Source organism: Neobacillus sp. DFD-2R (genome assembly GCF_057747865.1).
The window spans coordinates 406,323-418,895 of record NZ_CM173228.1 but is presented as its reverse complement, the minus strand read 5'-3'; the positions used below and the strand labels follow the sequence as shown (position 1 = coordinate 418,895).

Here is a 12,573-nt window from a genome sequence, read left to right as displayed (position 1 = left end):
ATTCAGCGAAGTTCGCATTTAATTCTGCCAAGTTCATCATTAGTCAGCTGAAAGCAACCATATTTTCAAAAAATAAAAGCAAAGGCCAAAATCGCAAACATGATTTTGGCACTACAAAAGTTCCTTATTTACTATACGTCAACGAATCCAGGATTTCTTGCAGGCTTAATTCAGCACAAGCCATTGAGGTATCGGCAACACCATAGAACATTTTGACAACATCGCCTTCCACAACAGCACCGCAAGAAAAGACAACATTACCAAAAAACCCTTCAACTTCATAGGCAGCTTCAGGCTCTAAAATCGGTTTGTCTGAACGGGCAATAACCTTCGTTGGATTCTCTAAATCCAGTAAAACAGCTCCCATACAATAGCGGTGATCCGTGGTCGCACCGTGATAAAGCTCGAGCCAGCCTTTTTCCGTTTTAAACGGAACGGCTCCTCCGCCCATCCGGGCACTGTCCCACATACCCGAACGCAAACCTAGTAAATGTTTATGATTTCCCCAGTGTAATAGATTAGTAGATTCAGCAATCCACATTTCCGGCTCCCCCACACTTTTCGGAACAGGACGGTGGATCGCATAATATTTTCCATTTATTTTTTCAGGAAAAATTAAGACGTCTTTATTTTCGGGTGCAAAAATCATTCCATGATGCTCGGTTGTGACAAAGTCTTTGGTAGAAACCATCGTTTCACCGACACCTACCGGTGAAACCGCACTAAAATAGATATAATACGTATCTTCTATTTGAGTAATCCGCGGGTCTTCAATCCCAAAGATCTCTAATTCATTGGATGGGTAAACAAAAGGCTGGTCATCAATAGTAAAACGGTGACCATCTTTGCTCCGCGCAATACGTAAATACGATAAAGACGTTAAATACGTAAAACCTTGTGTTTCTCCTGATTTACGAATCACCCGCGGATCAGAAAAATCGTATGAAGGATCATCTAAACGAAATTCCAATATCTCCAGTTCATTTGTTTGCGGATTATAAATCGGTGCTTTCACGATATTAGGGTCTTCACTAATTGGCCGCTCTGCTACACGAAGAAGCATAATAATTTCATCGTTAAAGGTCGTAACCCCTGCATTAAAGGCACCAATGACTTCAAAATCAGAGCGATGCGGCTTTACATCTGCAGGAGTGACTAATGGGTTTTCTTCATATCTATATACGTTCATTTTGATTTCTCCCTTTATTGTTCGTATTTTAAAAATGGATCTTTAATCGTAATTTTTTGCGCTTCTGCATCACTTATCCCCGAATATAAATCGGCTGTGCCAACTGATTTTCGAACCAAGCCGCCGCTAAACACGACATCCATTAAGTCCGGCCGCTTCGATGGGCCAGGCAAGAACTGGCTTCTTGTCGCAATTAACTCGATATCGGAAAATTCACCAGTTTCAGGATTTAACACAAATACCATTGGATAGTAATGACGATTTCCTTCCTTATCAAAAGATGCCACATGTCCTAAAATACCGACTAGACCATTTGCCAGCAGATGCGCCTCGTTTGCGCCGCCCCACTCATCCTCAATAAACTGCCCCTCAAGCAACGGTGCTTCATTAATCACCTCAATCGTCAATTCTGATAATGAAGCGATACGAGTCCAGCCGATTTTCCCACGACCGCCTTTTTCACCCTGTGGCCGTGTTAATACGCCGATGCTTCCATCCTTTAATTCAACAAGACGAAGGTCTTTCATACCGTCGGGCCCCTTAGCAAATTCCCGCAAGTCCGAAATGGAAGTACCTTTGTAGAAGACAGTTCGCCAGCCAAGTGCTCCTTCAAGTGTTGGATGGGGAAAAATCTGAACTCCGCCAAGGACTAATTCTCCAGCAACCTTTGTAAAAAAAGGATCCTGCAATTCAAACACAGGGGAACCTGCCCGCGGGACCCACTCGCCATTGCGCTTAACAAAGAAGTAAACATTGGAATGCTCACTTTCACGGGACTCGACTCTTCCTGCAATGACAAGCTCCCCTTCATCCTCAAACGGTGCGGAAATATTATAGACATCCTGTTCACCAATACCTGTGAAGACAATTTTTTCAGGGTTGGCCGGTTTTGCTTTTGAAGCGAAGTCCGCTAAAAGCTGTTCACATGTTTTTACATTCCCTTTCGTTAAAACGGTCATTTTCCCGAATCCTCCTTTAAAATAATGGCGTCATTTGCTAAAATCGTTAGCATTTTTCCACCCTCAACGGACGTTCTCTTTGTTGACAGCAGCCATTTCACATCCGTACTAAACTCAAACCTTCTTGATTGATCAGTAAAGTTCACTACAACCCATATTTTTTCAACATCATCTGCTCTCATGAAGTAGACCAGTCCATCTTCATTCCCTAAAATCCGGTACTCCCCTAACCGCAATGCAGAGTGTTCCTTCCGCAGCTTCAACAAGCTTTTATAAAAAGAAAGCATCGAATCAGGGTCACTTTGCTGGTCTGCAACATTAACACCATAGGCTTCATTCGGAATCGTTATCCAGGGCTGCCCTTCCGAAAAACCAACATTCGTATCAGAATTCCATTGCATCGGCGTCCGCGACTTATCCCGGCTTTTTTCATTGGCGCTTACTACGGCATCTTCATTGGCTTTACCCGCTTCTAGCGCCAGCTTATACCCCATCAAGCCTTGAACATCCTTCATTTTTGTAATGTCATCCGTAATCCAATCATTCATGCCAATTTCATCGCCATAATATATGAACGGAACACCCTTCGCTGTCAGCATTAAGGTTGCAATCAGCTTCGCCCGCTCCTCATTACCGCCAAATCGTGAAATATATCGCGACATATCATGACTTGAAAAGAACAAAGTCGGAAACTGCTCTCGAGAATAAGCCTGCTCTGTTTCTACTAATCCTCTAAAGAGCCGATCAACATCAAACTCTCCAATACTTCCAATATTAAAATTAAAGACAACATCCAACAGTTCCTTGCCCGAATACCGCTTCAGGATATCCAGTTCCTCGGAGCCCACCTCGCCAACAAGAAATTTATCAGGATATTGATGTACAAAAGCGGCAATTTCTTCAATAATCGTTAAAATTCCTTCTTGGTCTTTATCATATAAATGGTGTTGTTCGTTTTTATCATCAAAAGGATTATCCTGAAACGTATCATTTACCTTTAAAAAATTGATCACATCAAGCCGGAAGCCATCGACTCCCTTGTCGAGCCAAAATTTCATGACCTCGAACATGGCAGCTTTTACTTCAGGATTTGCCCAATTTAAATCCACCTGTTCCTTGGCAAAGGCATGGTAATAATATTGGTTGGTTAACGCATCATATTCCCATGCCGAGCCGCCAAAGAAGGATTCCCAATTATTTGGTTCATCTCTCCAGATATACCAATCACGTTTCGGATGATCCTTTGCTGATTTGGACTCTTGAAACCATGGGTGCTCTGATGAGGTGTGGTTCAGTACCAAATCAGCAATGACCCGAATTCCCCGTTGATGAGCTTCTTTGATAAACAAATCAAAATCTGCCATTGTTCCATAATCAGGATCAATATCATAATAATCGGCAATATCATAGCCGTTATCGACCTTTGGTGATGAATAAAAGGGAGTCAGCCATATCCCTTCAACCCCTAATTCCTTTAAATAATCGAGCTTTGAGGTGATCCCGGCAAAATCACCGATTCCATCACCGGTTCCGTCCTTAAAGCTCGGCATATAAATTTCATAAAAAACCGCTTGTTTCCACCATTTCGTCATCTTATTTAGGACTCCCAGCTTTGATTATTTAGACTGATTCCCTAATTAGTAAGTTCCATTTTCCTAATTCCGCAAACTTTAGTAAGATTTCCGCCGATTTCACCATTTATTCCGCAAGAATCAGGCTGAATTCCGCCGATTTTTGTCCGAATCCCGCGGAGTTCACAATCAATTCCGTAAAGTTCACAATTCTCTAGCCAGATTCTCAAAAACGAGCCGTTATTTAAGCGTAAACTGCATACCTTCTTGGAATTTCTTTGAGAAGATCAAGAAAATAATAATGATCGGTAAGGTTAACAACACGGATGCTGCATACATTGGGCCAGGATAGCCTCCATATGGACCGAACATCTGTGATAACAAGACATTCAGCGTTAACATGCCATCACTCTTCGTCACTAACATATCCCATAACAATTCAGTCCATCTTTCCATAAACAGGAACAAGAAAATAACGGTACTAATCGATTTTGACATCGGTAAAACAACTTTGAACATGATTTGCAAATCATTGGCACCATCTAATTTTGCGGCTTCAATAAACGTATCCGGTATCGCTTTGAAAAAGTTGGTATACATAAACACTGCCCATAAACTTAGTGCCTTCGGCAAAATCATGCCCCAATAAGAGTCATACATTCCAATCCGTTGAATAACGAGAAAAGTTGGAATTAACAGGATAATAGCGGGAAAAAACATTTGAAATAAAATAAAATTGTTAACGGTATCTCTTCCCTTAAACGGGATTTTTGCCAGTGAATAAGCAACCATGACCCCGGTGACCATCATTAACAGCGTTGAACCCGCCGAGACAAGGAAGCTGTTAAAAAAGGCATGAATCCATGGCCTTGGAATCACTGCTTCGCCTCCACCCAACAGCCATTGATACGATTTCAGGCTAAAATGAGTGGGAATGAGTTTTTTATCGACTTGATCCCAAACAGCAAAGGAACTTAGCACCATATAAATATAGGGAAAAATCATAATCAGTAAGAGAACAATCGCAAGGATGTACCTGAGCAATAATCCTTTTTTCTTAGACCCAACCATTTCGTTTCCCCCACATTTCTAAGAGTTTTCGAATGATGAAGATTGAAATAAATGTCACGATTGAAGCAATAATGGCCACTGCCGAAGCATAACCTGCTTGCAGATTGGTAAAGGCACGGGTGAAAATCTCCATTTGCCATGTATTAGTGGCAAAATTCGGTCCCCCGCCGGTTAATTGATAAACCTCTGTAAAAATTCCAAACGTCACACCGATCGCTAAAATTAACACCGTATACAACGCGGGATAAAGAAGCGGGAAGGTAATTTTCCAAAAACGCTGCCAAGGATTTACTCCATCGATCATCGCCGCTTCATAAACCTCCTGGCTAATGCTTTCGAACCCTGACGTTAAAATCAATGCGTAATACCCCGTAAATTTCCAAGCAATAATCAAGGCAACAACAAACAGGGCGGCAAATGGTTTTCCAAGCCAGTCGATATCGATGCCAAGTGATTTTCGTAAAAATTCATTCACCGGGCTGTTGTAGGATAAGATTCCTTTTACGATTAACGACGAAACAACCCCTGATGCTAAATACGGAAGGAAAAATCCGATTAAAAACAGTCCTTTAAATTTCGGTAATCCATGAATGATTAAGGCAACAATAATCGAGGATGCAATAACCAAAGGAACAAATACAGCCATAAACTTAAAGGTAACGAAAAATGCCGCCTGTACACCCGGACTCTGAAAAGCCGCAATATAATTGGCAAAACCTTTAAAATTAAAGGTTGGCGAGATTAAATTCCAATCCGTAAACGATAAGAAAAGTGACCAAACAAGCGGAATTAGAAAGAAAACGAGCCCATATATAAGATAAGGACTGGCAAAAAGCCAGCCCAACCTCCCTTGTTTCGTTCCCATTATTTGAGAGCCCCCTCAATGGCCTTCTGCATATCAGTCCATGCAGCTTTCGGATCTTTTTCACCCTTAACAACCGGATTGAATGCCTGTTGGCCGATGAATGTTTGAAGATCGTTATATTTTGCGTTATCCATTGGCGGAATCGCATTTGGAACGGCAGCCGCATACGGTTGTAATGCCGGATTTTTATCAAAGAACGCCTTAAATGTATCGTTAGTTGTTAAATCATCACGTGCTGGTGGTAAGCTTGTTTTTTCAAGCCATGTTAAGTCGTTTTTCGGATTGGAATAGACCCATTGAATAAATTTCATTGCTGCTTTTTGTTGATCTTTAGTCGCAGAAGCGTAGATAACTAAACCTTTTGTATCAGCAAACGTTTTAACCTTTGATGTATCCGTACCATCTGGAACCGGAGGCGGTGTTAATGTATACGTTTCGTTATATTTCATGCTCGGGAATTTATCTGCCCAGTATGGGATCGTCCAAGGTCCAACATCTACGAAAATACCTAATCCGGATTCAAACGGATCTTTGGCCTGTCTTGTTAATAAAGCATTATCTTTACGAAGGTCATTCACAAAGCCAAGAACCTGTTCTCCGGCTTTTTCATCTCCTGTGAACTTACTGCCCTCAACAAATTTATTTCCATTGGATGCTGCATCATATAACATAAAGAAGTCAAACCATCTTTTCCAAGCAGTCGGGTCTGCAAGATCCGCTTTTGCCCACACATACTTGTCAGGGAATTTTGCTTTTAATTTCTTCGCCACATCCAGCATGTCACTATATGTTTTTGGCGGCTCGTTATAGCCAAGCTGTTTTAAGATGTCAAGTCTCCAGCCAAACAACATAGCGTTGGAGTAGATAGGTAATACATATTGATGACCGTCGGCAAATTGCCAGCCCTTCATCGTGTTTTCCATATTACGGCTTTGCTTTACTTTATCCCATCCATCTAACTGATCTAATGGAACAAGTGCTTTACTATCAGCTAATTGAGCGGCAAAACCACGGTTAATATTCTCAGACATCGTCGGTGCACTTCCGCCGGCAATCGCCGATTGAATACTGGCTTCAGATGTCGGACTTTCCTTCATTGGACTGACATTAACTTTAATCTTTGGATTTTCTTTCGTAAATTCAGCTGCAATTTCCTTCCAATACACTTGCTGTGTCGGGTTTGGAGCTGCCCAGAATTCAATCGTTGTTACCCCATTGCTAGAACTGGCCGTTTTTGCATCACTATTACCTGTAGAGCAGGCAGCAAGTCCGCCAAGAGTAAGTGATGCAGCAAACAATACGGATGCCGCTTTTTTTATTTTCATCCTATTTCCCTCCAATTATTAATATCATTTCCCTACCTTACAAATGAAAATGTAATGATAAAATGAAAAGTTATTCTATAAAACTATTATTCCAGTTGAAAAAAGCGGATTTCCATTGATGTCATGAACCAAATTGTTGTTAGCGCTATCATTGTCTTTCAAAAAAAAGTAAAATAAAAAGATGTATAGCTGTTAAAATGGTCAACTCGCAGTAGATCCCTCATTCCCAAAATGATATTAAATTACAAGTTGTTCTTTGTAATGTTGTCATTAACATTACAACATCATTATCACACCTCTTTTTTGTAATGTCAAACATTATTTTATAAAAAATTTACAAATCTAATAGAGTCTTAACTTGATTATTCTTTGATCCACTATTGTAATATCTCCTTTGTAACGTTACAATGTAATTACAATAAATTCAGTTTCACTTAAATTTAAGGGAGAAATTTTATATATGGAAAAGAAAGTGTCAATGCAGGATATAGCGGATCGACTAAAGATCTCGAAAAACTCTGTTTCTCAAGCATTGTCCGGAAAGCCAGGGGTTAGCGAAGAGACAAGGAGGCTTGTTGAAAAAGCTGCGGATGAATTAGGGTATCAATACCAAACAAGCCGTAAACAAAAACAAGTGGAAAAAAAGGCTCCAAAAAACATTGCGTTAATCGCCTCTGAGTATGCCTTTTCGCTAAAAAGCTTTTTTGGGGAGATTTATTTAAGTATCGAAAAAGAACTAAGACATCGCGGCATGAATCTATTTATTGAATCGATTAATAATGATTCAAAAAGGAATTTAATTCTGCCTGCCTTGTTATCCAATCATGAAATCGATGGAATTTTAATTTTATCTCATATCAGTACAGCTTATATTGCAAAAATTATCGATACGGGCATTCCTACTGTCTTAATCGATCATCATTCACCCTATTTGCAAGCGGATTCGATACTAACGAATAACCGCTTTGGTGCCTATAAAGCTGTCGAACACTTAATCCAACTTGGACATCAGGACATTGCCTTTGTCGGGGATGTAACTTTTTCTCCAAGCTATCAAGAAAGATTAGAGGGTTATTTGCTTGCCTTAAAAAAATATGGTATTCAACCAAATCAGGAATTTATCTTTTCAGATGCTAAGGAAACGATGGATGAAATCACGATGTTCTTTGAAACGCTCCGGACAAGACCTACCGCCTGGTTTTGTGTAAACGATGGACATGGTTTCCTCGTCACTTCCGTTTTACAGCAAAAAGGCTTTAAAGTACCCGAAGAGGTATCTGTGTGTAATTTTGACAACGGACAATTGTCACAAATTTCGACACCTATGATCACAACAATGGATATCGATTTAAACTACTTTGGCAGAAAAGCAGTAGAGCAGCTTTGCTGGAGAATCCATCATAAAGAAGAACCGATACATGAAATCCTGTTACCCACCAAGTTAATTATTAGAGAGTCTACTGCGGAGAGAAAGAGTTAGCATAAAAACAGCCTACCTTTACCAAAATAACGGGTTCACTTGCGGGGTGCAAAACTGTAAAACGCAGGTGGAATCTCACCATTAAACACAAGCTTTTCACCGATGAAACCGCATTAAAATACACTTAAAGAATGGCTTGAAGTTTCCAAGCCATTCTTTTCCTGCTCGGCCTTTCAAAATAAGGCTCGCATTCGGACTCCCACAGGCGATTTCCTGATTGACCTGTCCGAATACGGGTAAAAAAAGCAACCAAAAAAGGGAGATTTCTCTCCCTAAAATGCCATACATATAACTATTTTTGTTCTAGTACATGAATAAATTCCCTTAAATAGTCGGGCAGATCGGGCGGACGGCGGCTTGAGACAAGGTGACCGTCTGTCACTACCGGTTCGTCATACCAAATGGCACCCGCATTTTCCATATCATCCTTAATACCGGGCGTACTGGTTACTTTTTTCCCCTGAAGGATTTTCGCAGAAATCAGCACCCAGCCTGCATGACAAATTTGGCCAATCGGCTTTTCGCCGGCATTCATCTGCTGAATCAGGGAAAGCACTTCAGGAAAGCGGCGGATTTTATCAGGCGCCCATCCTCCCGGGACTAAAATCGCATCATAATCTTCAGCTTGAACATCACTGTAAGCAAGCTCGGATTGCGCCGGTACGCCGTATTTTCCAATGTATTTCTCATTGGCCTTTTCTCCTGCCAGATGGACAACCGCACCTTCCTCCTGAAGTCTAAGAATGGGGTACCAAAGCTCTAAATCTTCAAACTCGTGATGCACCAGGCTAATAATTTTCTTTCCTCTTAATCGCATGTACGCACACTTCCCTCTCAGTTTGATCCTCTAATTAATACATAATTGTAAAAGAAAAATAAAAAAGGTTAAGTAAATCTATGAGTGAATAGCCTATTTGCTATATCTAACAATAGCGCCTCCATTTGGGAAAATCATTTCGCTGCTAATTTTGTCCCTTTAATATCTAATGACCAGAGACCGCTGTTTAATACAGTATCAGAATGAGTCACTTCTAAGCTCTTTTTAAATAAGGGGCCATCAAGAACAAATGTATGAAATTCCCCCATTTCCCCCATCGGGCAAATATCCGAATGGATAGCGTGAGAGAAAAAATTAGAATTTAGATTTTCCCCTACCCAAGACTTGTCTAAAAAACCATCTTTCACCCTACAAATAACGGCCTTATACCCTAATTGTAACCATTCTTCGGCTAACTTACTTACTTCTTCTGAACGAATCCAAAGGGGGAATTCCGAATGAAGTCCTGCTTTCGCAGCAGCTTGTTCATTCCACTGTCGGTCTGTCTCTACATAAAGGGATCCGAAAATTACCGTATCGACATTTTGATTTTCCTTCATGTCTATAAGAGCGTTTACCAATTGATTTTCGTAATCAGGCGTAGAATTTATAAAAGTGATAGGTATTTGTAATGCCTCAGCTTGCATTTTTACAACATCTATCGGAATACCATGAGCACATGTTCTCCTAAAAACATCAGAAACCATGGTAATTAATCCCACAATTTGGTAACCTTGTTGGATCACTCTGTCTAAACACATACAGCAATCCTTTCCGCCACTCCAAGAAATAACAACCCGTTTCAAATTACTCTTCCTCCCTAATATTTTTACAATGATCTTATGATTATCGTAATCTAATTTTATCGAATATTTTTAACAGTTACTAACTTAACCCCTTACTGGCTTCTAAATAATCAACCTACCCTAATCCATTTTGATGGGTCTTTTAGTTGGACCCCTTTAGCTATCTGTTTATTCTTGTGTCCTCTTCCAGGTAGCTGTGAAAATCCTCGATATAATTAATATTTTTATTTTTACCGTCCATTGCTTTACGATTCTCGAGCCTTTTTCGGTCAGCTGTCGTTGCATTTTGCCTCGCCTTGTCTGAATGAGTCTTGCATTCAGACTGACTTAAGCTTTTTTCTTCTTCCCTTGTCCGAATGAGGCCCGCATTCAGACAGACTTAAGCCTTTTTCTCCTTCCCTTGTCCGAATGAGACCCGCATTCAGACAGACTTAAGCTTTTTTCTCCTTCCCTTGTCCGAATGAGACCCGCATTCAGACAGACTTAAGCTTTTTTCTCCTTCCCTTGTCCGAATGAGACCCGCATTCAGACAGACTTAAGCTTTTTTCTCCTTCCCTTGTCCGAATGAGACCCGCTTTCAGACAGACTTAAGCTTTTTTTCCCTTCCCTTGTCCGAATGAGACCCGCTTTCAGACAGACTTAAGCTTTTTTCTCCTTCCCTTGTCCGAATGAGACCCGCTTTCAGACTGGCTTTCGCCTTTTTTGCCTTGCCTTGTCCGAATGAGACCCGCATTCAGACAGACTTAAGCTTTTTTTCCCTTCCCTTGTCCGAATGAGACCCGCATTCAGACAGGCTTTCGCCTTTTTTGCCTTGCCTTGTCCGAATGAGACCCGCATTCAGACAGACTTAAGCTTTTTTTCCCTTCCCTTGTCCGAATGAGACCCGCATTCAGACAGGCTTTCGCCTTTTTTGCCTTGCCTTGTCCGAATGAGACCCGCATTCAGACAGACTTAAGCTTTTTTTCCCTTCCCTTGTCCGAATGAGAACCGCATTCAGACAGGCTAAGCTTTTTTCCCCTTCCCTTGTCCGAATGAGACCCGCATTCAGACAGACTTAAGCTTTTTTCTCCTTCCCTTGTCCGAATGAGACCCGCATTCAGACAGACTTAAGCTTTTTTCTCCTTCCCTTGTCCGAATGAGACCCGCATTCAGACAGACTTAAGCTTTTTTCCCCTTCCCTTGTCCGAATGAGACCCGCATTCAGACAGACTTAAGCTTTTTTCTCCTTCCCTTGTCTGAATGAGACCCGCATTCAGACAGACTTAGGCTTTTTTCTCCTTCTCTTGTCCGAATCAGACCCGCATTCAGACAGACTTAAGCTTTTTTCTCCTTTCCTTGTCCGAATGAGACCCGCATTCAGACAGACTTAAGCTTTTTTCCCCTTCCCTTGTCCGAATGAGACCCGCATTCAGACAGGCTAAGGCTTTTTTCGCCTTCCCTTGTTTGAATGAGACCCACCTTCAGACTCGCTCACGCTTTTTTCTTCTTCTCCTGACAGAATGAGAAGGAGACCTGCATGCAAGTTCCAGCCATAAAATATATGGGGAATGAATATAAAAACCGCACCTATTTGGTACGGTTTACCATAATATATTTTTACTCATTCTGCCAAAAGATCAAACATAACGGTTACGGCAAGAAGATCAGCTGATCCTCCCGGACTGATATTTCTCCGGATGAATTCCCTGTCCATTTCATAGACCATCTGCTCGCCTTTCGAGGTTAGCATACCGCCCGATTCCAGTACCCGCTTTGCATAGCGGTGAACATATTCCAACGTTTCTAAATCATGTCTTGCAACGATATTGGTATCTTCGTTTACCGCCATTAGATAAAGAAGGACTTGCACCAAACTATCATTGATATGTATGGTCTTCAAACGTTTTAGCTTCTTTAGCACAGGAAGAGCGGAATTCCGTACCGTAGGAAAACCGCCTTCCACTTCTCCGCGTATTCCTCTAAGTCCATATTTCTGATACAGTTTTTCACCGTAAGTAAGACCTTCCGACTTGTTCAAGAAAGCCAGTTCCTTCCTACATAAACCCCGTGTCATTAGGGAAACTTTTGCACAGATGGTATCCGCATCCACATTCTTGACTTCATTTTCCATCATGCAGCATGAAGCTGCCGCACAGATAATTCCTAAGGAAAAAATCAGGCCTTTATGGGTATTCACACCGCCCGTCGCCTTAAACATTGCCTTTTCAGCATCAATCCCAAGGTTTCTTAAGACTTTAAACAGTTCTTCAGGATTTTGTCCCGCGTATTTTACGCCTTCCGCGGCACAGTCATCGAAATAATGACTCAGTGCAGCACTGCTTGCCATAAAGGTAAAGAAGTCCATATCCGCATGTGCCCCCTGGTTAAACCTGTCTACAAGCCCGGGTTTGGGGCTGGCAGAAACCTCATAAAGTAAAGCACGCAGCGCTTTTTGTGAAATCGTTTGTATCCACTGTTTATCCATAGTTAACAAATTTCTCCCTTCTATCA

Annotated in this window: 10 protein-coding genes; 1 reads left to right on the top strand and 9 read right to left on the bottom strand. The window is 41.3% G+C overall.

Annotated features, from left to right (window positions below):
* Positions 1-124: 124 nt before the first annotated feature.
* The 6 genes from AC3ANV_RS02050 to AC3ANV_RS02025 form a co-directional block, all read right to left on the bottom strand.
* A complete protein-coding gene (locus AC3ANV_RS02050; RefSeq protein ID WP_488312031.1) occupies positions 125-1,189 on the bottom strand; it encodes a BtaManbiosPhlase in 1,065 nt (354 codons plus the stop codon).
* A gap of 14 nt (positions 1,190-1,203) precedes the next feature.
* The gene (locus AC3ANV_RS02045; protein WP_488312030.1) at positions 1,204-2,148 is read right to left on the bottom strand and encodes an MTP-1 family protein; all 945 of its coding nucleotides are present in this window, start codon (positions 2,146-2,148) and stop codon (positions 1,204-1,206) included.
* Positions 2,145-3,740: an alpha-glucosidase gene (locus AC3ANV_RS02040; RefSeq protein ID WP_488312029.1), complete on the bottom strand. Its 1,596-nt coding sequence runs from the start codon at positions 3,738-3,740 to the stop codon at positions 2,145-2,147. The genes AC3ANV_RS02045 and AC3ANV_RS02040 overlap by 4 nt, the downstream gene beginning before the upstream one ends.
* Positions 3,741-3,959: 219 nt before the next feature.
* On the bottom strand, positions 3,960-4,790 hold the full coding sequence (locus AC3ANV_RS02035; protein ID WP_488312028.1) for a carbohydrate ABC transporter permease: 831 nt from the start codon (positions 4,788-4,790) through the stop codon (positions 3,960-3,962).
* Positions 4,777-5,655, bottom strand: a complete 879-nt coding sequence (locus AC3ANV_RS02030; protein ID WP_488312027.1) for a carbohydrate ABC transporter permease — start codon at positions 5,653-5,655, stop codon at positions 4,777-4,779. Before AC3ANV_RS02030 ends, AC3ANV_RS02035 begins: the two co-directional genes overlap by 14 nt.
* Positions 5,655-6,980, bottom strand: coding sequence for an extracellular solute-binding protein (locus AC3ANV_RS02025; RefSeq protein WP_488312026.1), 1,326 nt, complete (start codon positions 6,978-6,980; stop codon positions 5,655-5,657). Before AC3ANV_RS02025 ends, AC3ANV_RS02030 begins: the two co-directional genes overlap by 1 nt.
* Positions 6,981-7,440: 460 nt before the next feature.
* Between AC3ANV_RS02025 and AC3ANV_RS02020 the strand changes: the two genes are divergently transcribed.
* Positions 7,441-8,460: a LacI family DNA-binding transcriptional regulator gene (locus AC3ANV_RS02020; RefSeq protein ID WP_488312025.1), complete on the top strand. Its 1,020-nt coding sequence runs from the start codon at positions 7,441-7,443 to the stop codon at positions 8,458-8,460.
* Positions 8,461-8,752: 292 nt separating this feature from the next.
* On the opposite strand, the gene AC3ANV_RS02015 is transcribed toward AC3ANV_RS02020, so the two are convergent.
* The 3 genes from AC3ANV_RS02015 to citG form a co-directional block, all read right to left on the bottom strand.
* Positions 8,753-9,277: a type 1 glutamine amidotransferase domain-containing protein gene (locus tag AC3ANV_RS02015; protein WP_488312024.1), complete on the bottom strand. Its 525-nt coding sequence runs from the start codon at positions 9,275-9,277 to the stop codon at positions 8,753-8,755.
* A gap of 134 nt (positions 9,278-9,411) precedes the next feature.
* Positions 9,412-10,083, bottom strand: a complete 672-nt coding sequence (locus AC3ANV_RS02010) for a Dph6-related ATP pyrophosphatase (protein WP_488312023.1) — start codon at positions 10,081-10,083, stop codon at positions 9,412-9,414.
* Positions 10,084-11,683: 1,600 nt separating this feature from the next.
* The gene (gene citG, locus AC3ANV_RS02005) at positions 11,684-12,547 is read right to left on the bottom strand and encodes a triphosphoribosyl-dephospho-CoA synthase CitG (RefSeq protein ID WP_488312022.1); all 864 of its coding nucleotides are present in this window, start codon (positions 12,545-12,547) and stop codon (positions 11,684-11,686) included.
* Positions 12,548-12,573 lie beyond the last annotated feature (26 nt).